Source organism: Ruminococcus sp. AF20-12LB (assembly GCF_003478985.1).
GTDB lineage: Bacteria > Bacillota > Clostridia > Lachnospirales > Lachnospiraceae > Blautia_A.
This window is the reverse complement of record NZ_QUGH01000001.1, coordinates 237080-257452: the sequence shown is the minus strand read 5'-3', so window position 1 is coordinate 257452 and position 20373 is coordinate 237080. Positions and strand designations below refer to the sequence as shown.

Here is a 20373-nt window from a genome sequence, read left to right as displayed (position 1 = left end):
CTATGCAAACAGGCTGATCACAACAGCACAAACCAGGCCTGTTACTCCTACGATAGTTTCCATCATTGTCCAGGATTTTAAGGTTGTTTTTTCATCAATCTCCAGAAGAGAGCTTACCAGCCAGAATCCGGAATCATTTACATGGCTGAATGCCGTTGCACCGCCGTTGATGGCACAGACCATTGCTGCCAGATAAACCGGTGACAGGTCTGCAACTCCGGGCATAGCAGCCATAATTCCTGCTGCCATTGTCATAGCCACAACTGCCGCACCAACAGATGCGCGGATCAGAGCTGCAATAAGAAATGCGACCAGTACAAGCGGAAGTCCGCTTTTTTCCAGGGCAGGTCCTATAATGTTTCCCATACCGCAGTCCTGAAGAACCCAGCGGATGATACCTCCACCAGTGATGACCAGAAGGATCTGTCCGGTAGGCTTCAGAGAACGATCCAGGATTTTCTTAAGCTGCTCTCCATTATAGCCCTGCTTCTTTCCGAGAAAATACATGGCAAGCAATACTGCTATGATCAGTGCCACAAAAGGTGTTCCCAGAAATTCCAGAACAGGACGTGCCGCGTCGATTCCCGGAATGTATTCAGAAACTGTATTGCACAGGATCAATACCAGCGGAACAAGAATGATACATAATACTGTAGAAAACTTCGGCAGATTGGCTTCTTCCTCCTCACGTACCTCCTGGATATTGGAGGGAAGCCCTGTGTTGATCTTTTTGCCGATAAATTTGGACCATAAGATTCCTGCAAAAATCAATGATAAAATACCCACAGGCACACCTACCGCGATCATCACTCCGAGATCCACATTCAGCATATTTGCCACCAGAACAGATCCTGCTGATGGCGGTATAAATGCAAATCCGGTGGCAAGTCCGGCGAGAAGAGGTATCACATAATATAAAGTAGATTTCTTTGTTTTCTTCGCAAGTCCGAATGCCAGAGGGATCAGGATCACAACGCCTGCCTCAAAGAATACCGTAGTTCCTACCACAAGTCCTGTGATTCCAAGAGCGATCCCCGCTTTTTTCTCACCAAATTTGTTTATCAGTGTCTGGGCAACGCACTGTGCGCCGCCGGACACTTCCAATATCCCACCGAACAGAGAGCCCAGTCCGATCAGGAGTATGATTCCCTGTAAGGTTTCTCCTGCGCCGTTTTCCACAGTGCTTACCAGCGTTGGAACCGGCATTCCGGCACCAAGCCCGATAACCAGTGCAGCGATCAACAGGGATAAAACCGGGTGAATCTTAAATTTTATGATAAGTAACAATAATAATAAAATCCCTGCTGCTGCCGCGATCAACAGTCTTAACGAATCTGCCGCAAATACCGGTTCTGTCATCTTTCCATTTACCTCATTTCTCTTTATTCACTACTTACGGATTGCTGTCTGACTTTTGAACTCTGATGTTTCATTTTACATATTTATGAATAGTTGCCTTTACAGCTCCCGGTCCTGCGATCATCTCGCGGAACATGTCCTCGATCTTTTCACCCACACCATCTTTGTAAAGATCTGTAAAGAACAGTCTTTCGTTGGAGAGGATCGGTTTCAGCTGATCTTTGAATGTCTCCGGTTTACCGATCACGATGTCTCCAAGCTGATCTGTGATTTCCTCATTCATCGGGTCCGGGGCAAGCTCAAATTTGTTTCCTTCGTCATCTACAGCCAGCATATATCTCAGCCATCCGGCGATTCCAAGGGGAATTGCTGTCAGTCTGGAAGCATCTCCGAATTTTTTCACATATGCTTTTACAGTCTCACCGAAACGGATTCCAACCATCTGGGATACATCTACAGCCAGACGGAGGTTGGTGTCTCCAAGATACTCATTCGGGAAACGGTCATTAAAGAGCTCGTCCACAAATGCCTGTGGGGAAAGGATTCCAGGATCTGCAACTACCGGAAGTCCCTCGTCATAAGCAACCATACGGGCCATTTTCATCATATCTTCGTTGGTGTTCAGCATATGTGCAAAGAGATCATATCCAAGTACCACACCAAGAGGGCCGGTTGCGGAATGTACCGGATTCAGGCAGACGGTTACTTTCATTCTCTCGGAGAGATTGACGGTATCTCTGTCTGCCATGTATACGCCGAAGCCTTTTTCCAAAGCAGGGCGTCCGTTGGGGAAGCTGTCCTCGATAACAAGATACTGTGGCTTCTCAGCATTAACAAATGGTGCAATGTATGTTTTCTTTCCTGTGATCACCGGTTGCATATCTTCAACGCCCAGGTTCTCAAGGTCTGCTGCGATCTGCTCGCTTGGACGAGGTGTGATCTTGTCGATCATGGTCCACGGGAATGCAACCACCTTCTCATCCGTTACATAATCTACGAAGCCATCATCTACGAAGCCCGCTTTATGCCATTCCTCTGTCATAGTCAGCACGGACTCACGAAGCTTGGCGCCGTTCTGTGAGCAGTTGTCCATGGATACCAGGGCGATCGGATATTTCCCTGCTTTATATCTTTCATTCAGCATAGCCACAAGAACTGCCATTGCTCCCGTCGCCTTATCCGGTCCGTTTTTAATATCTGCTTCCACAAACGGGAACCATGTTCCGTCTGCTTTCCGGAGTGCATAACCCTTCTCTGTGATAGTGAAGGAAACCAACTGCAAGGATTTAGCCGCAAAAATTTCTTTCAGGCGGTTCCATTGTCCAACATCAGAAGACTGTGCTTTCACTGCTTCTGCAAGTGCCCCAAGAACTTTGTACTCACGGGTTCCGTCACCGTGAAGGATAACATTTAAACCAAGGTTGTCGTATGGATCGTAAATCTTGTCTACTACATCATAATCAAAGGTCTCTACACATGTGATCCCTCTGTCAAGAACTCCCTCTTCCAGAAGACCATCTGCGATGCCGCCGATAAATACACGGAAAATATTTCCGATTCCGAAATGTACCCAGCCAGGCTCCTTCTTCGCTTTCTCAGTCACAGCCTCTACATCGTATCCCGGAAGATCGATGCCTGCTTTCTTCCATGCTTCACGTTCCTTGATTCCATTTCTTGTTAATTTCATAATCTTGAACCTCCCTGTTTTCTTCTATTTCGTCATTGTTTAAGTTTTTACTTATGCTTATCTCTTAACTGTAAGTAGAGTATAAAACTATTTTTTTTAAAAATCCATTGACAAAACACCTAATTTTGCTCTTATATTTTTGTTTACTTTTACTTATGCACAAGACATATATTCTTTGCCAATCCATATACTGTTACTTATTATTCCTCGAAAAAACTTTTGTTCTGCTCTGCTTCATGCGCTGACATTGCATTTCCTGCAAATTTATACTAAAATACATTTAAAACTTAAACATATCTATAATTACTTTTATCAGGAGAATCTCATGAGTGAAAAAGGATTAACCACCATCAATTTAAAGAAAATAAACCGTTCCAAGGTTTACCAATATATATACAAAACACGCCAGACTTCCAAAATGCAGATCGTCCAGGACCTTCAGATGGGGCTTTCCACAGTAAGTCAGAACCTGAACCTGCTGGAAAAAGAAGGGCTTATTGACAGAAACGGATATTTTGATTCCACAGGAGGCAGGAAAGCTCAGGCCATCCAGATCGTCTCGGATTTCCGGATTTCCATTGGAATCGGGATCCTGAAAAACATGTTCCATATCACAGCAATCGACTTATATGGAAATGCCTTTTATACAGAAACCATTGCTCTTCCCTATTCCAACACAGAAGAATATTACAGCCAGCTGACCGATAAAGTACGGAAATTCATCGCAGAAAATCACTATCCGAAAGAAAAGATCCTGGGTATTTCCATTGCCACACAGGGGATCACTTCTCCGGATAATTCCACTGTGATCTACGGAAACATCATGAACAATACCGGAATGAAGCTGGAGGATTTTTCCCGGCATCTTCCTTACCCCTGCCATCTGGAACATGATTCCAAATCCGCCGCTTTTCTGGAGCTGTGGAATCACCCGGAGCTTGACAGTGCTGTCGTGTTCCTTCTGAACCGAAACCTGGGCGGTGCCATTATAACCAATCATCAGATTCATCAGGGAAGTTCCATGCACAGCGGAACCCTTGAGCATATGTGCGTCAATCCTGACGGCCCTTTATGTTACTGCGGAAACCACGGCTGTCTGGAAACCTACTGCTCTGCCAACGCTCTGGAACAGTCTGCCAGGATGCCTGTGAAGGAATTTTTCCCTCTGCTCCGCGAAAAAAAATCCCCCCGGCTTGCTAAGCACTGGGAAGATTATCTGAACCATCTGGCCTTTGCCATGAAAAATCTGAACCTGATCATCGATGCACCGATCATCATCAGCGGATATCTGGCACCTTATTTTACAGAAGAAGATATTAATTATCTGTTAGAACACATCAACACAGACGCACCATTCACCCTGGACAGAAGCCAGATTCTGGTCGGCACCCACGGGCAGTATACACCTGCCATTGGTGCAGCTTTATATTATGTGGAGAAATTTACACAGAGCGTGTGAATACAGACATATTCACCTGAACCGGTCAAAAAAGCATGTCATACACAGCCAGACGGATATAACCTGATCCGCTCTGTCCTAGAGTATGACATGCTTTTTATTTTACTTATTATTTTTTCAGTTCTTTCAACAGCTGCCCGATCTTTGATACAAACAGATCAAAGGCCACATTATTCTTACCGCTGTTGATCACAATATCTGCTTTCGCCCGTGTGGGCTCCACGTACAGATAATGCATCGGTTTTACTGTGGTAAGATACTGATCGATGATTCCGTTTAAATCCCGTCCACGTTCCTCCACATCTCTGGAGATCCGTCTTAAGATCCTCTCATCTGCATCTGCTTCCACATAAACCTTGATATCCAGAAGATCTCGGATACGCGGATCTGCAAGAAGCAGGATTCCCTCTACCAGAATGACCGGTCTTGGTTCGATCTTCAGCACTTTGTCGGAGCGGTTGTGCTGACTGTAATCGTATACCGGACATTGGATGGTTTTGCCCTCCTTGAGTTCTTTGAGATGCTCTACCAGAAGATCTGTTTCCAGTGAATCCGGGTGATCGTAATTCACCTTCACACGTTCTTCAAAAGGAATTCCGTCCTGTCTGCGGTAGTAATTATCATGATAGATCACCACCACATCGTCTCCGAAATGCTTCTTCAGTCTGTTTGTAAATGTAGATTTGCCGGAGCCTGATCCTCCGGCGATCCCGATAATAATACTTTCCATCGTCTCTTTACCTCTTAAGCTAGAATTCTTCCGCTGTGGATCACGCAGGCTTCCCGAAGAGTTTTTCCGTATAGAGAAGCTTTTTCTTACACAAAAGCTGCCCGGTCGGTGTGCATCTCCTGCATCCGGTTCCGGACAGCTTTTCTGATTATTTTTTATAAAGCAATCGTTCTGATCAGATCTCAGCCTGCTCCAGAAGTGCCGGGATCTTGGATTCCCATCCAAGTGCCATGATATGTACACCCTGGCAGTATGGCTTGCACTCTTTGATGATACGTGCAGCGATCTCAACACCTGTGATACCGGCTTTTGTTTTCTCTTTGTCTGCTTTCAGCTCCTCGATCATCTCATCCGGAACATGGATGCCGGCTACGTTATTGTTCATGAACTTAGCCATTCCGGCGGATTTCGGAATGATGATACCAACCTGTACAGGTTTTCCGAACTGTTTTGCTTTTTCCATAAATTTGATGAATTTCTCCGGCTCAAATACAGCCTGTGTCTGGAAGTAGTCTGCACCTGCAGCAACCTTTCTTTCCATCTTTGCAAGCTGAGCGTCAACGGAATCGCTGCATGGAGATACAACGGCACCCTTGGAGAATTTCGGAGGCTCACCAACCAACGGGTTTCCTCCAAGATCTACACCGGACTCAAGAAGCTGTACTGTATGAAGAAGAGATACAGAATCAAGATCGAATACCGGTTTTGCCTGCGGATGATCGCCCATCTTCGTATGGTCACCTGTCAGACAGAGGATGTTCTCAATACCAAGCATAGCAGCACTTAAAAGATCAGACTCCAGTGCGATACGGTTTCTGTCACGGCATGCAAGCTGGAAGATCGGATCCATTCCGGCGTCCTTGAGAACTTTACACATTGCAAGAGATCCAAGACGCATAACAGAAGACTGGTTATCTGTTACATTGACTGCATGAACGCCTTTGAGATAAGTTTTGGCTTCTTCTACCAGTTCATCTACATGGATCCCTTTTGGCGGTCCTACTTCTGCAGAAACTACAAATTCACCACGGTCGAATAATTCTTTCATTTTCATATTATATTTGCTCCAATCATTTAAAATTTGGGGTACGGTCCACCTGCTCTGCAACATACCTTGCGGAATACTTCCGGTGAACCGTATCATAATTTAATTTGGCTTCTTAATAAATCTTTGCTTATTATTTCACTTCATCATCTGTAGCGAAATTATGGATCTGTGTCGGGCATTTCAGTGCGTCAAGGCGTCCGATCTCTTTCAGACGTCTGTAGATGCGCTCCCATCCACACTCCATGTCACTGTCCACTTCGCATTTACCATTCTTGGAACCGCCGCACTGGCCGTTGACAAGACTCTTGGAGCATGCTGTGATCGGGCAGATCCCGCCGGTAAGGTTCAGATAACACTCACCACACTGGTCACATTTATATTCTAACGGTGTTACACCCTGGAAACCAGGTACCGGGTATGTATCGCAGGCTGCGCATACCATCTTGTCTTCCAGATATTCTGCGATGGTCTGTACACCAACACCACAGGAGAATACCAGAATCAGATCCGCTTCCTTGATCTTATCCATGTGTTTCTGAAGACGTAACTGCATATTTTCCGGATTACAGATATAATCCGTTGTCATGATCCCTGTCACATTTCCTTCAGCGGAAAGCTCCTTCTGAAGTTCAACAGCTTCTTTTTCCGGAAAACGAACTTCCTTGCATCCATGGCAGTTGATGATAAAAACTTTCTTTCCGGCTGCCAGTGATACGATAGTTTCTTTTGCTTTTAACTGGGTAATCAACATATCACTTCATCCCCCTTACTGCATTTTTTCCGGCTTTGATACTGTTAATGATCGGAATCTTGGAAGAACAGATATACTGACAGCATCTGCACTCAACACAGTCCATGACATTCATGTCCTTCATACCCTGCCAGTTCTCTTCTTTCGCATATTTTACGAAATACAGAGGAGAAAGTTCCATCGGACATACGTCCACACAGCGTCCGCACTTGATACATGGCTGCTCTTTGGTCTCATCTGTATCAATAGCGATGATACCATTGGAGCCCTTCATCATAGGTACCTCCAGAGTGTTCAGAGGGAATCCCATCATAGGTCCGCCCATCTTGACCAGAACATCGTCATCTGTAAATCCACCGCAGTAATCGATCAGCTCTTTTACGCTGGTACCGATCTTGATGATAAAGTTGCCAGGATTCTTGATCTTCTCGCCTGTTACGGTTGCAACACGCTCGATCAGCGGCATACCCTTCTGAATCGCATCGGAGATCGCTTTTACAGTACTGATATTATCTACGATAACGCCAACGTCTGCCGGAAGACCGCCGCTTGGAACCTTTCTGTCCATGACGCGCTTGATGAGAGTTTTCTCAGCGCCCTGCGGGTATTTGGTTCTTGCAACAAAAACTTCCATATTTTCGATATCGGCAACTTTTTTCTGCATCAATTCGATCGCATCCTGCTTGTTATCCTCGATGACAATGATGCCCTTCTCAGCACCTGTTGTCTTAAGGATCGCTTTCAGACCGAAAATAATATCATCAGCAAACTCAAGGAGAACCTTATGGTCTGCTGTTAAATATGGCTCACACTCACATCCGTTGAGAAGGATGGTATCAACCGGCTTCGCAGGTTTCAGTTTGACACAGGTCGGGAAACCTGCACCACCCATACCAACGATTCCGGCATCTTTTACGATCTCAATGATCTCATCCGGTGTAAGTTCGTCCAGGGCTTTATGTGGCTGTACGGATTCGTGCAGAGTATTTTTTCCGTCGGATTCGATGACAACTGCCATCACCTCACTGCCTCTTGTACCATGCATACGTGGCTCAACCGCAACTACGGTTCCGCTTACACTGGAATGTACCGGTGCGCTGATAAATCCGGCAGCTTCTCCGATCTTCTGTCCAACCTTTACCGTGTCGCCTACTTCCACGATCGGGTTGGCAGGTGCACCAAGATGCTGGGACATGGAGATCACAACAGTCTTCGGATCCGGGAATTTCTTCAGATCGATATGCTCACTGAATTCCTTGTGCTCTGACGGATGAACGCCACCATAGTATCCGTTCAGTCTGTCCTCTCTGATAGACTTCACGTAATCATTGATCACCTTAAAGTTAACCTTGGAATAATCACGTACCTGTACCGGCTGGTTCAGGAACTCTTCGAGACGCCCCTGTTTTGCCAGTCTCTGGTAGATCTTCTCCCATGCGCAGTCCTTGTTAGGATCCACTTCACATTTTCCGTTCTTTGCTCCGCCGCACTGTCCGTTCACAAGACTCTTGGAACAGTCGACGATAGGACAGACGCCTCCGGTAATGTTCAGATAGCACTGTGCACATGCATCACAGCTCTTTTTGGTAAGTGCCATGCCGTGATGACCTCTGTAGTTAAGGGTATTACTTGCTGCGATCACCGGCTTACCGGCCAGATCTGCAACAGTCTGGATACCAAGACCGCAGGAGATCACAACTACATTCTCTGTACCTTCCGGCAGCAGATCCTGTAATTTTCTTTCTGTGTGCATCTTGTTGCACAGAAAATCGAATTTCGCACTGCCTGTGACGGTTTTTCCCTGCTCCGCAGCAAATTTCAGGAATTCCTCGCAATCCGGTTCGTCAACGGTCTCAAATTCCTTGAAACACTTGTTACAGGCGATTACAAACAGATTGTCCCTGCCGTTTAGCACTGATGCAAGCTCATCACTGCTTTTCAGCTTGTACTTAGTATAGTTTTCCAATTGCTCACCTTCCTTATAAAGATTATATCCTTATGATTATCTGCTCTTATCCGTTCCCTCCTTCTCTGCACTCCCAGGAAAGAAACAATAAAACCAAATAAATAAGTTCTTTGTTATTTGTTCAGCCCTTCAAAAATCCCGGTCCAAAAAAAGGCCGCAGTATTTCCTCTGACTGCTACAATAAATGTACCATAATTTGAACATATTATCCAGTTTTATTAGCTATTTTTATAAATTTATTCTATGATTTCATCCCAATCGTCTATGGGTGTACGGATATTTGTACAACTTCTGTTATGCTGCATGCGTTAGTTGTGTGCAACTTATATAATTTTGTTTATAAAATATCCTTTTTATGCATTGAGCATATTGCACAAAGATTTTACTTTTAACAGGGCAGATCCGAAAGGTGTCTTTTGTCATGGGGTAAGACGCTGTCCGGTGCAGTGATCATAATATATTTTCCTTCTCTGTCTGAATATATTTCTGCATTCTGTGGATCTTCTATTTCAGTGTGGTTACGATCAGTTTACTTTCCGGTGCAGCTGCTATCAGATCCTCTTTGCAGCTGTATCCCGCCTTGGCGATCATTTCCTGAAAATTCCATCTCACCCCGGAAGCAGAACAGTCCATTTTCCTTGCAATCTCGGAATATGACATCCCATGAATATACAGACGCAGCATCTCCAGCTGTCTGGGACTGATATCACCGCTTGTGATCCAGTTAAGTTCCACCTCCGGTGCCACATCCGGAAATACATGCTCCCCATTTAACGTTCTGCAGATCACACTCCGTATTTCCTCTTCACCGTGATCCTTATACCATAGACTGTCTGCACATCCGCTCTTTGCTCTTTCCAGCACCTTGGGATCGATCAGCGAAGTAACAACCAATACCTTTGTATATGGATATTTTTCCTTGATGATCTTTCCGGCACTCAGCCCATCATGAATATCCTCTACCGTACTGTGCCGCCGGTCTTCAAACCATGGTGACAATTTTTTTGCACAATCCTTACACAGATTCCCGTCATCCAGTTTTCTGTTGCCCAATAAACCTATTTTCTCTCCACAGATATCACAGATCTTCTTATCAAATAATCCCATACCCTATCCTCCTTCTTTTTATATTTGTGTTTTTGTTTATCTACATTATGCGTGAATGCTTCAATATTTGCACTAGCACCTCTGACAGTAACTGAATTCATCTCCGCATCAATGGAAGGATCTCAGGATTGTAACAATGCCACTAAGTACAATATTTTAATCTGGCAGGCTCCTTTCCAGACAAAGTCTCCCCGAGGATGTCAAGTCATTGCTACAAACTTTTTGACCTTTTTTCCTTCGATTTTTCCCATAAAATCGTTGTTTTAGAACGGAGGACGTTATATTGTTGTCACAAAATCAGTGGGTAGGATGTAACGTCATTGCTACATTTATACAGCAACAATGTCGCATTATTACCACTATAGCCAACCTATCAAATCAAGCTTAGCGAAACTTAAATCATACCCAATACGGAATATATTTTTTATACCTTGGTGCTGTATCCACACCATTTCTTCTCCAGAACATAAAAACCCCCTTCTCTATTGGATTTTCCAATATCCTTTTCTGTCAGATCCTATTCTGACGATTTTTTTACTTTCTTTTAACACTTTTATAAGACGACTAACCTTTCTCGTACTTATACCCATCTGTTCTGCCATTTGCTTTGCTGTGATAGAAGCATTTTCCTCTAATATTTTCAGAATCTTCATTAGTTCCAAATTATCATCGCCAATTTCATTGCCATTGGCAATGATTGCATTGTCTTTTGGCAGTGAAAATGGAAATTCAACTTTTATAAAATGTTCTGATATATGAAAAATATTTTTAGAGTACGTTACATTATTGCTACAAATTTAGGTAAGTGCTTTTCCACTCCACCTCCACCCGTCCGTCGTCATACACATATATCCCATCCACATACTTTTCAAGCATCTCTTCTATCAGTTTCTCATACCCCAGAAACTCCATCATCTGTTCCACCGGAATATTCTTCTTCAGCAGGATTTCTTTCTCGCCGCTGATCAGTTCTTCCAGTTCTTTCTTTCGTCTTTGCAGACGTTCCCTTTCTTCCTCTAGCTGCTTCTTTTCACTCAAGAACTCATCCCGGCTCATCTGCCCTTCATGGTACTTCTCATAGTTCTGTTGGTTCTGAGCCTTGATCTGCTCCTGTCGTCTTCCGCAGTCAGCACATTCTGCCTTATATGCTGTAATGTTATCTTCATGCTGTTTTCTCATGGATTGCTGCATCTGTTCCTGGCTGATATTCTGGCGTAAGTATGCCTTTATTTCTTCCAGAACCATATGCTCCAGTATTTTGTCATCCGCTTTTCCGGCAAAGCACCCAGTATCTTCTTTTCCCTGGCTATATGCACAACTATACAGGATATGCCCATGTACTCGGTTGCTTCCGGTCAGATTTCTTCTGCAATTTCCGCATTTCAAATATCCACTTAACAAAGTGGTGTCCTTATTGAATTTACTCTTTTTGTTATACCTGATCTGCAGGGACTGTGCTTTCTCAAAGATTTCTTTTGATACGATTGGTTCATGGTGATTTTCCAATATCTTCCATTCACTTCGTGGCACAGAAACTTCTTTTCCTGTGCCGGGATCTGGGATTTTGGTTTTTCCATAGACCATACAGCCGATATAGTTCTTATCATTCAGAATCTTTCGCACCATATCACTTGTCCATTGCAAGCCTCTCGAAGATGCTTTCTTACTGTCTGATTTCTGTCTCCTGCTCATAGACTGCAATGGTGTAAGAACGCCTTCTTCGTTAAATAGCCTGCAAATATCCAGCTTTGAATACCGCTGATTCGTCAATTCAAATACTCTGCGGATAATCTCCGCTTCTCCTTCCACAATCAACAGTTTTTTTTTGTTCTCTGGATTTATCCGGTAGCCATAAGGTGCAGAGCCACAGCAATACTCCCCATTACTTCTTTTTGTGCTGACTGCCGATTTCACCTTAACGGACTGATCTTTCACATAAAAATCTGCTATCAGACCTTTAAACTGTACTTCAATGTCCGAACATTTTCCTTTATAATCCTTAGAATCATAATGATCGGAAACAGAGATAAACCTTATTCCCAAAAATGGGAAAATCTGCTCCAGATACGTTCCCATTTCAATATAGTCTCTGGAAAAACGTGAAAAATCTTTTACAACAATACACTGTACCTGCTCATTTCTTGCCAATTCCAAGACCTGTTGTATTCCCGGCCGTTCCATACTGGAACCAGAATAGCCATCATCATAAAACTCCTGAAAAGGCAGTTCAGCCAGCTCCGGAATATGAGAAATATAATCTTTCACCAATTTTCTCTGGTTGATGATACTGTTACTTTCCCCAGCAGAGCCATCCTCCAACGAAAGACGATAATATCCGATCAGCATTTTCTGATCATTCATGTTCTATCGCCCCCTTAAATCGAAAATTGATTTCCAGTCTGCCATCACCATACAGGTACATACTTTCAATCAGTGCTTTCGCAAGCTCCGCATTGATTTTTGTTGTCCCTTCCAGATCCAGAAGATTTCGTAAAAATCTGGTTTCTTCCTTTTGCTGTTTCTGCAATCTTCGGATCATTTGTTCCAGTGTCTCTTTTCTTTCTTCACAGAATATTTTCCAGTTGTTACGCTCCTCACGCATTTCCATATAAGTTTCTCTGGAAAGTTTTTCATCCTTATATTGCATAAATGTCTGAGCAAGTTTTTCGGAGCGTTGTTCCACCTCTGCATCCAGCTTTTTGATTTCATTCTGAATTTCCAGAATCTTAGCCGAAAATATATCATTACTCATTGCCGACATATCTTTTTTCTTAAATCCTGCTAATTGCATTTGTCTGGTCAGTTCTGAGCAAACGATTTTCTGTACCGTATTTTCTGAAATAGATTTATGACTGCATTTTCTTTCATCACGGTACTGAGCCGCATTGCAAAAGTAAAACACACTGCCTCTTGATCTCCTTGTACACATTTTCCGCTTACAGTCACCGCAATAAAACACATTGTAAAAAGCTCTTTCATCATCTTCCCATCCTACTACTGTGCTTCTGGCTTCTTGTGCCACTTTTAACCGGATCTGTACTTTTTCAAACAGTTCTCTGCTGATAATCGGTTCATGAGCATTGGGAGTAACAATCCACTGACTTTCATCCAGCACATCACACCCTTTTTCACCTTTTACAAACCTGGATTCGTATTTTCGCTGTACCAGATCTCCATAATAGTTATGCCTGTTCAGTACTGCACGAACAGAGGAATTTCCCCACTGGTGCAGAGTTTCACCTTCCTGCCAGTACACATGATGATAATGATTATAATCAGAAATCCGGTGTACACTATCCTCAAACAATCCGTCTATAATCTGCTGAATCTCCTTACCGGAAGCATATTCCGCAAATATCCGCTGCACAATCTTTGCAGATTCCGGCTCTTTGACCAGTTTATAGATTCCATTTATCTTCTCACAGCAATATCCATACGGAGCTGTTGCTCCAACATACTCCCCATTTTTCTGTGCTGTTCGCTTTGCTGCCCGTTCCTTTGCGGAAATGTCCTTTGCATAGGCATCATTTACCAGATTCTTGATATTCATGGATAATTCCTGATTTTTCGCATTCGGTGCAAATGAATCATAGTGGTCACATACAGAAATAAAACGCACTTTCATAAAAGGCAATATCTTTTCCAGATAATTTCCTGTTTCTATATAATTCCTGCCAAATCTGGAAAAATCTTTTACAAGAATACAGTTTACTTTTCCTGCTCTGACATCATCCATCATTCGTTCAAATCCGGCTCTCTCAAAATTAGTTCCGGTTTTTCCCAGATCAGAATAAATATCATACACAACCAGTTCATACTCTTTATTTGCTTCCGCATTGTGCCTGTCAACAAACTCTTTGATCAGCGTCACCTGCGTTTCGATAGATTCTGACTTTCTTTCGTCTGTATCTACGGATAATCTGGCATAAATCGCAGCCATACACACTGGAATCTGATAACTTTTCTTTTCTGTCCTTTTCTCATATCTTCTTGCTGTCCTTGCCACTTATCCCACCTCTTTTCTGTACTCATCCTGATGTTCTGTATAAAATCTTTTTATGACTTTCATTTTTTCAATCACATCCTGATAACGAATCCGGATTTTAATCTGCTTGTTCTCATAAATGTAGATTTTATCTACTGTCAGTGCCAGTAAGGTACGATCCAGCTCTTTGATCTCCAGAGATTTCTTCCAGTCTTCTAACTGAACTTTTGCAGAAACACCACCTTCAAACATCTGCTTTACCAGTTTTTTCTGATGTTCTATCATCTGATCCAGTTCTTCACACTTTTTACCGTAACTTTCACGAAACTCATCAAACTCCTCTTTGGTAATCATCCCAGATTTCAAATCATCCGCTAGAGATACTTTTATGCTGTAACATTTGTTGTATTCTTCCTGCAATTTTGCGATCTGTGTATCATAACTGATTACCTGGTCGTAGCTGACTTCCATTTGCTGAAGTTCTTCCATGATCATCTCATAATCTACAAAAAGTGCTGTATACATCTGGATTTCTTTCAAGACAATTTTTTTCAGCACTTCCTCCGGTATGCTGTGTCTGGTGCAGTCTCCGCCTTTGTTCTTCGTCTGACAGATATAAAAAGCCTTTTCTTTTCCTTTATATCGGTTCACTCTGCGTATCATCGGTACTCCACAATCTCCGCAGAAGATAAAGCCTGCAAAAAAACTGGCACTGTCTAATGTCTTTGATGCTCTGCCATCATATTGGAGCAGTTTCTGTACTACATCAAAATCACTCTGCTTGATGATTGCCGGATGTGTATTTTTTACTTTCACCCATTCTGACTCTGGTTTATCCAGACGTTTCTTCACCTTATAGCTGATTCGTTCCTGCTTTCCCTGAACCATATTGCCGATATACACTTCATTGGTCAGAATCCTTTTAATCTGTACTGCTGACCACTTTGGTGTATCTGTCCCCTGAAATCCGGCATTATAATTTTCGCCGTTTGCAATCTTGTATTCTTTTGGAGATTGTACATGACGCATATTCAATTTTTCAGCAATCGCACCGAAACTGAATCCTTCAATCTTCCAGACAAATATTTTTCTTACAATATCTGCGGCATAATCATCAATCACAAGGCAGTTCTTATTTTCCGGATCTTTGCAATAACCATATGGTGCAAATGCCCCGATAAACTCTCCTTTTTCCCGTTTGATTTTCTGGTGGCTGCGTACTTTACCGGAGATGTCCCGGCAATAACTTTCATTTACAAAATTTTTAATCGGAACCACAAATGACTTCTCTGAAAAATCTGCTATTTTACTGTCAAACTGATCCGTCACAGAAATAAAACGCACATTTAAAGCCGGGTAGGTCTTTTCGATCCATCGCCCGGCTTCTATATATTCTCTTCCGAATCTAGACAAGTCTTTTACAATTACACAATTTACTCGTCCAGCTTCTATATCAGTTGTCATTCGCTTGAACTCAGGTCTGTCAAAATTTCCACCTGAATATCCATCATCCACATATATATCAAAGATCTGAATGTCCGGCTGGCTTTTTACAAAGCTCCGAAGCAGCTCTCTCTGATTTGCAATACTGTTGCTCTCTGTCTTCTCACTGCCATCATCCATATCGTCTCTGGACAGTCGAAGATACAATGCAGCATCGTATATATCTGGTGTGTTCTTTTGCATTTGTTCCATTTTACATCGCTCCTAACTTGCTTAATTCCATCGAGTAGAAGTCAGAAACCATGTATCACTTTCATTTTCCCTGACTTCACATTAACATAACATCTGTGTCTTCGCAAAATTTTTTTCATCTTTCATCTACTATATCAACTCCGTTGTTACAGTTCACAGAAAACTGCGAACTGTAACATTCGCAGCTCTCATTTAAAGTTTTGCTACGCAAAAGGAGCGCTGCTCACACCTGAATCATGTTCTTGCGCACCTGAACAGCAAGTGTTCAGTTACTGAGCGATCAATAGCACTCTATCCGCTTTTTGAGATAATCACTGAGTGCATCCGTTGCCTCCAGCTCCCTGGTCATTTGCACAACCACCACATAGCCTTCATTCATATGAGCATATGGCTGATCACCGGATTTATCCAGAAATGTTTCCACCTTTTCAGAAATCGTTCTGTCCATATCCGGAGTTAATTCTTCAATATCTTTTAACTGTTCCAGATCAACACTGGAATCTAACACTGACTGATTCACCATAATACTCACCTCTTTTCCAACATATTCCTGATAGAAGTCGTCCTATCACTTCAATTTTCTCAAACTCATCACCTTGCCTTTCTTACCTGTTTTCCTAATGTTTCTTTTGGTATGTGGTTTAATTACGGGATTCTCAATAATTTTCTGAAAGAATGGACTCTTAGAAAAGAAGAACTGAAATCTGGTAAAATTACCAGAGATGAGTATTTTGAATGGAAAATCAACTGGCCGCAGACTTGTGATGATTGTGGAAAACGTGAACCGTCAAAGCAATGGCGATGCTCAAACGAATAGAATTTAGCGAAACTTAGCAAAACTTAAATTTATTATATTTTTTCTCTTTAACTAATGGAAAAGGCACTGAAAAACCAATATTTCTACGGTTTTCAGTGCCTTTTTTGCATTGTCCATTCAGAAAAATTAATTGCCCAAATAGAAATATATAAACACCCCTATAGGTTCTCTCTTGCCAGACATATTTCTTTCAGCGCCTCCCCAATATCTCCATCTACCCCGATCGACTTTCCGGCAATTTCTGACGGAATATAGACTTCTCCTTTATTGAAGGTGATATAAACTGCTTCAGGTTCAGAAGCAGCAAGGCTCATGAAAGGCTCTTTGATCATACGGTTTCGCCATCCCACGCCCAATTCCAGGATCGCTAATCTTTTACCATGATATTTCTTAATAAAGTTCTGATAGTCTTGCATTTTCTTTTGGAACTGTTCGGTCTGAAAGAATGCATTGCTGTTTGCCATATTGACCGTAACTGGCCCTCCACAGCAGGAACAGCAGGGAACCAGTTCTGAGGGGATCTGTCCGTTTTTTTCAGCTTCCGCCATTTTGAGAATTTCATTCTGGTTTTCGTAAGGATCTGTTCCGCATCCATTCTGGCACCGGGACTGGGTGAGACGGCCTTCCATCTCAAAGACTTTATCCCTGTCAAATCCTGCAGGCACAAAATGGTCCTCGCCATTGGAGGTCACAATAAAATAATCTTTGGAACTAACCAGACGATACAGATCCTCCATTACAGGACCGGGCTGTTCCAGATAACATTTCCGGCTGATCAGTCTGCTGAAAAATGCCCATTTAGATTCTTCTGTAGGATACTGAAAGAATAATCCCTGCAGTATGTTTCTGATCCCGTATCTGCTGCGGAAATCTCCGAAATCTTTCTGAAACCAGTGATCATCTGCAAAAATATTATATCCTTCTGAAATAGATAATCCGTTACTGGCGCCGATGAGAAGAGCATCTGCTTCCTGGATAGCTTTATAAATATTTCTGAAGTTTTCTTCCATAATGTTATTTCTCCTTTTCCAACTGTATCCGAAGTTCCTTTAATATATCTGCCAGATTGCCTTGCAGGTAAAGACTTCTCCCTTTTTAATGTTCCGGAGCAGAAGAGGCTTCCCGGTTCAGACAGACGTAAAACACCTGGCTGTTACGGGCCGTCATCTCCCAGAAAGGCAGTCTGATCACCCCCGGTGTCATCTCTCTAATCTTTTCCGGCAAGTACAGCCTTAAGAGCCAGATATAGCTGACCTGCAGGCAGATGCCACATACTGTAAATATATTTTGTATAGTAGGCCCATTGCTGTTCCAGGGATGTCCTTGTGACTATGCTTCTCCATGCTCCTTGTTTTCCTCTTTCTTTACTCTCACTGCCTCCTGCAGCACCAGGGCAATGTCTTCTTTGATGGCCAGCCCTTTTTGTTCTATTTCTATGGGAAGAAGGGCGTCCTTTGGATTAATGGTAATGTAAAACGCCTTAGGCAGGGAGTATGTGAGATTCCAGAAAGGTTCCTGGATAAACATAGGGGTCATTCGTCCTACGCCCAACTCCAGAAAAAGGATCTTCTTCTCTTTATTCTTTTCCAGAAATTCGTTGATCTTCCGGTATTCGTCTCTATACTTGGCACCTTCCAGGAATGTATATCCCCGTACCCAGGGCTCCATCTGGGCTCCGCATTTTGGACAGCGGGGGATCATTTTGGCGGGGATACACAGATTCTCGTCAATAGCTGCATTCATGGCATAGACCATATCCTTGTTGTAATAAATCTGGTCATGACATCGGCGGCTGCACTGATAATAGCGGAAATCACCCTGGATGGCGCTTAATTTTTCTTCGGACACCACACGGGTAAACTGGAAGTCCTGATTGGTGGTCATAATATGATAGTTTTTACCCTCAAGGAGTTCCATGAGATCGTAGTAAGGCTGTCCTGTAGGACACTCATATTCCATATAGCCCATACGTACAAGAAATGCCCAGTGAGCTTCCGGGGAAGGATAATGATAGTAAAATCCGTTAAAGGCTCCGGTAAATCCATATTTTTTATGGAAATCCCCCAGATATTTCTGAAATATCGCATCATTCTGATAGAAAAAATTATAGCCACAGGAAGCGGACATGCCGGCTGCTGCTCCTACCAGAATGGCTTCAGCAGAATTAAGTTTATCTAATAAGGTCCGGGCATTTTTTTGATATGCATTTTCAAAAACAATATTTTTCATTGGCTGCATGGTTGACTTTCCTTTCTTTTATTGTTATTATTAAAATTACATCAAAATTGTACCATGTTAAAATATAAATTACAAGAAGAAAAAGAGCATCTGACCAGTGCCCAGATTGCAAAAAGTGTAAAAACAAATCCTACCTATATCCGGCAGCTGATGTCCGCGCTGAAAAATGCAAGCCTTATCTCCAATACCCAAAGCCAGGCAAACGCCTGTCTTACCAAACCTGCGGATGAAATTACTATGCTGGATATATACCGGGCAGTGGAGGGAGAAAAGCCTTTGCTTCATCTTGATATTGATACCAACCCAGAGTGTGGAGTATACTGATAATAATAAAGAGACTGTAACATTCATGGAAAACTATGAGTTGTTTCAGTCTCTTGAGGCACCTCTTTTACATCTCAACTTATTCAATCATTTTTTGCGCCGCCCTGTATTTTCCGATCCCCGTACTTCTTCATGATAGAAATAGTCCACGATTACAGGATGGCCTGGCTCTGCGCGGTCATAAGGCAGTTCGTTGTCTACAAAAGGACAGTCGTATTTTTGGGACATCTGTGCTGCCTGGTTTTCCAATGCCCGAAAATAACTTCGATCTCCCTTGCGATAGATTTCATCATACAGGGTAACAAGGTGAGGATAATATTTCTGAATATAATCCAGGATCTCCTGTTTGAAACCACCGCGGAGATTTAGATTTTCTAACCATACCAGGTCACACTGATCTTTCACACGTTCAAAAATCTTTTCAAAATCTGTGATGCCCGGAAATACTGGGGAAATGAAACAAACCGTGCGTATTCCGGCTTCGTATACCTGCTTCATTGCCTCAAGTCTGCGGCTGATGCTGACAGCTTGATCCATGTCTGCCTGAAATTTTTCATCTAATGTGTTGATCGACCATGAGACAGTGACTTTTCCCATTTCTTTTAGCAAGTCAATATCCCGGAGTACAAGATCCGATTTCGTACAGATAAGGATTTCTGCACCGCTATTTTTTAACTGTTCTAAAATCCTGCGGGTATTTCTTATCTCCTTTTCCTGGGGCAGATACCCATCTGTCACGGAACCAATCACTACCCGTTGGCCTTTATATTTTCTCGGGTTTTTAATTGCCGGCCAGTGTTTTATATCCAAAAATGTCCCCCACGATTCGGTATGCCCGGTGAACCGTTTCATAAAAGAGGCATAGCAGTATTTGCAGCCGTGGGTACATCCTACATAAGGATTGACAGAATATCCCCCTACCGGAAGACTGGATTTAGTCATGATATTTTTTGTTTCTACATCCCGGATCAGAAGATCCTTTTCCATTATTTTTTCCATGCGTTCTGTTACTCCAAAACCCGGATAAATGCAGAGGGCAGATCCTGGATCATTTGATTATCTCCCATAACGGGAAGTAGATCCTCTTTCATAAACACCGGTTTTGAATCATCTACAATCAGAATTTTTTGTCTTTTATTCATATTTTTTTACCTTTATCCTTGTTGATTTTATGATGTTCCAAATCATATCAGATTGCATCATTTTA

18 protein-coding genes are annotated in these 20373 nt (G+C 42.7%); 2 read left to right on the top strand and 16 right to left on the bottom strand.

Features of this window, described 5'->3' with window-relative positions:
* Together DWX61_RS01115 and DWX61_RS01110 are read right to left on the bottom strand one after the other, a co-directional pair.
* Positions 1–1359 carry a GntP family permease gene (locus tag DWX61_RS01115; protein WP_118623352.1) on the bottom strand — a complete coding sequence of 453 codons (1359 nt, stop codon included), beginning with the start codon at positions 1357–1359 and terminating at the stop codon, positions 1–3.
* A 70-nt stretch (positions 1360–1429) separates the two neighbouring features.
* Entirely contained in the window at positions 1430–3046 is a 1617-nt protein-coding gene (locus tag DWX61_RS01110; RefSeq protein WP_118623350.1) for a mannitol dehydrogenase family protein, read from the bottom strand.
* 325 nt (positions 3047–3371) lie between these two features.
* On the opposite strand from DWX61_RS01110, the gene DWX61_RS01105 reads away from it, so the two are divergent.
* Positions 3372–4505: an ROK family transcriptional regulator gene (locus DWX61_RS01105; RefSeq protein ID WP_118623348.1), complete on the top strand. Its 1134-nt coding sequence runs from the start codon at positions 3372–3374 to the stop codon at positions 4503–4505.
* Positions 4506–4614: 109 nt separating this feature from the next.
* Here DWX61_RS01105 and udk read toward each other — a convergent pair whose 3' ends face one another.
* The 12 genes from udk to DWX61_RS01035 form a co-directional block, all read right to left on the bottom strand.
* Complete coding sequence (gene udk / locus DWX61_RS01100; RefSeq protein WP_021976352.1) at positions 4615–5235, bottom strand: uridine kinase; 621 nt, start codon at positions 5233–5235, stop codon at positions 4615–4617.
* 175 nt (positions 5236–5410) lie between these two features.
* Positions 5411–6289 carry a methylenetetrahydrofolate reductase gene (locus DWX61_RS01095; protein WP_118512611.1) on the bottom strand — a complete coding sequence of 293 codons (879 nt, stop codon included), beginning with the start codon at positions 6287–6289 and terminating at the stop codon, positions 5411–5413.
* A 124-nt stretch (positions 6290–6413) separates the two neighbouring features.
* Positions 6414–7034, bottom strand: coding sequence for a methylenetetrahydrofolate reductase C-terminal domain-containing protein (locus DWX61_RS01090; RefSeq protein WP_118623346.1), 621 nt, complete (start codon positions 7032–7034; stop codon positions 6414–6416).
* 1 nt (position 7035) lies between these two features.
* The gene (gene rsxC, locus DWX61_RS01085) at positions 7036–9000 is read right to left on the bottom strand and encodes an electron transport complex subunit RsxC (RefSeq protein WP_118623344.1); all 1965 of its coding nucleotides are present in this window, start codon (positions 8998–9000) and stop codon (positions 7036–7038) included.
* Between the two features lie 504 nt (positions 9001–9504).
* A complete protein-coding gene (locus DWX61_RS01080; RefSeq protein ID WP_118623342.1) occupies positions 9505–10107 on the bottom strand; it encodes a DUF4428 domain-containing protein in 603 nt (200 codons plus the stop codon).
* A gap of 482 nt (positions 10108–10589) precedes the next feature.
* Positions 10590–10760 (bottom strand): winged helix-turn-helix transcriptional regulator, encoded by a 171-nt coding sequence (locus tag DWX61_RS19140; RefSeq protein WP_270426754.1) that lies wholly within the window; start codon positions 10758–10760, stop codon positions 10590–10592.
* 136 nt (positions 10761–10896) lie between these two features.
* Complete coding sequence (locus DWX61_RS01070; protein WP_118623338.1) at positions 10897–12468, bottom strand: recombinase family protein; 1572 nt, start codon at positions 12466–12468, stop codon at positions 10897–10899.
* Positions 12461–14113, bottom strand: coding sequence for a recombinase family protein (locus DWX61_RS01065; protein ID WP_118623336.1), 1653 nt, complete (start codon positions 14111–14113; stop codon positions 12461–12463). The genes DWX61_RS01070 and DWX61_RS01065 overlap by 8 nt, the downstream gene beginning before the upstream one ends.
* Positions 14114–15787, bottom strand: coding sequence for a recombinase family protein (locus DWX61_RS01060; protein ID WP_118623334.1), 1674 nt, complete (start codon positions 15785–15787; stop codon positions 14114–14116).
* 280 nt (positions 15788–16067) lie between these two features.
* A complete protein-coding gene (locus DWX61_RS01055; RefSeq protein WP_118623332.1) occupies positions 16068–16310 on the bottom strand; it encodes a DUF6870 family protein in 243 nt (80 codons plus the stop codon).
* Between the two features lie 452 nt (positions 16311–16762).
* Positions 16763–17614, bottom strand: coding sequence for an SIR2 family NAD-dependent protein deacylase (locus DWX61_RS01045; RefSeq protein ID WP_118623330.1), 852 nt, complete (start codon positions 17612–17614; stop codon positions 16763–16765).
* A gap of 319 nt (positions 17615–17933) precedes the next feature.
* Positions 17934–18842 (bottom strand): SIR2 family NAD-dependent protein deacylase, encoded by a 909-nt coding sequence (locus DWX61_RS01035; RefSeq protein ID WP_118623328.1) that lies wholly within the window; start codon positions 18840–18842, stop codon positions 17934–17936.
* Between the two features lie 54 nt (positions 18843–18896).
* Here DWX61_RS01035 and DWX61_RS01030 point away from each other — a divergent pair, with 54 nt between their 5' ends.
* Positions 18897–19166, top strand: coding sequence for an Rrf2 family transcriptional regulator (locus DWX61_RS01030; RefSeq protein WP_118623326.1), 270 nt, complete (start codon positions 18897–18899; stop codon positions 19164–19166).
* A gap of 87 nt (positions 19167–19253) precedes the next feature.
* Here DWX61_RS01030 and DWX61_RS01025 read toward each other — a convergent pair whose 3' ends face one another.
* Together DWX61_RS01025 and DWX61_RS01020 are read right to left on the bottom strand one after the other, a co-directional pair.
* Complete coding sequence (locus DWX61_RS01025) at positions 19254–20165, bottom strand: radical SAM mobile pair protein B (RefSeq protein ID WP_118512621.1); 912 nt, start codon at positions 20163–20165, stop codon at positions 19254–19256.
* Between the two features lie 8 nt (positions 20166–20173).
* Positions 20174–20308, bottom strand: coding sequence for a hypothetical protein (locus DWX61_RS01020; RefSeq protein WP_256372095.1), 135 nt, complete (start codon positions 20306–20308; stop codon positions 20174–20176).
* Positions 20309–20373 lie beyond the last annotated feature (65 nt).

Coding starts and splice junctions, on each gene's coding strand:
- DWX61_RS01045 (WP_118623330.1), bottom strand. CDS start 17,614: ATGGAAGAAAACTTCAGAAATATTTATAAAGCTATCCAGGAAGCAGAT.
- DWX61_RS01090 (WP_118623346.1), bottom strand. CDS start 7,034: ATGTTGATTACCCAGTTAAAAGCAAAAGAAACTATCGTATCACTGGCA.
- DWX61_RS01060 (WP_118623334.1), bottom strand. CDS start 15,787: ATGGAACAAATGCAAAAGAACACACCAGATATATACGATGCTGCATTG.
- DWX61_RS01115 (WP_118623352.1), bottom strand. CDS start 1,359: ATGACAGAACCGGTATTTGCGGCAGATTCGTTAAGACTGTTGATCGCG.
- DWX61_RS01095 (WP_118512611.1), bottom strand. CDS start 6,289: ATGAAAATGAAAGAATTATTCGACCGTGGTGAATTTGTAGTTTCTGCA.
- DWX61_RS19140 (WP_270426754.1), bottom strand. CDS start 10,760: ATGAAGATTCTGAAAATATTAGAGGAAAATGCTTCTATCACAGCAAAG.
- DWX61_RS01035 (WP_118623328.1), bottom strand. CDS start 18,842: ATGCAGCCAATGAAAAATATTGTTTTTGAAAATGCATATCAAAAAAAT.
- udk (WP_021976352.1), bottom strand. CDS start 5,235: ATGGAAAGTATTATTATCGGGATCGCCGGAGGATCAGGCTCCGGCAAA.
- DWX61_RS01070 (WP_118623338.1), bottom strand. CDS start 12,468: ATGAATGATCAGAAAATGCTGATCGGATATTATCGTCTTTCGTTGGAG.
- DWX61_RS01055 (WP_118623332.1), bottom strand. CDS start 16,310: ATGGTGAATCAGTCAGTGTTAGATTCCAGTGTTGATCTGGAACAGTTA.
- DWX61_RS01105 (WP_118623348.1), top strand. CDS start 3,372: ATGAGTGAAAAAGGATTAACCACCATCAATTTAAAGAAAATAAACCGT.
- DWX61_RS01025 (WP_118512621.1), bottom strand. CDS start 20,165: ATGGAAAAAATAATGGAAAAGGATCTTCTGATCCGGGATGTAGAAACA.
- DWX61_RS01110 (WP_118623350.1), bottom strand. CDS start 3,046: ATGAAATTAACAAGAAATGGAATCAAGGAACGTGAAGCATGGAAGAAA.
- DWX61_RS01030 (WP_118623326.1), top strand. CDS start 18,897: ATGTTAAAATATAAATTACAAGAAGAAAAAGAGCATCTGACCAGTGCC.
- DWX61_RS01020 (WP_256372095.1), bottom strand. CDS start 20,308: ATGAATAAAAGACAAAAAATTCTGATTGTAGATGATTCAAAACCGGTG.
- DWX61_RS01080 (WP_118623342.1), bottom strand. CDS start 10,107: ATGGGATTATTTGATAAGAAGATCTGTGATATCTGTGGAGAGAAAATA.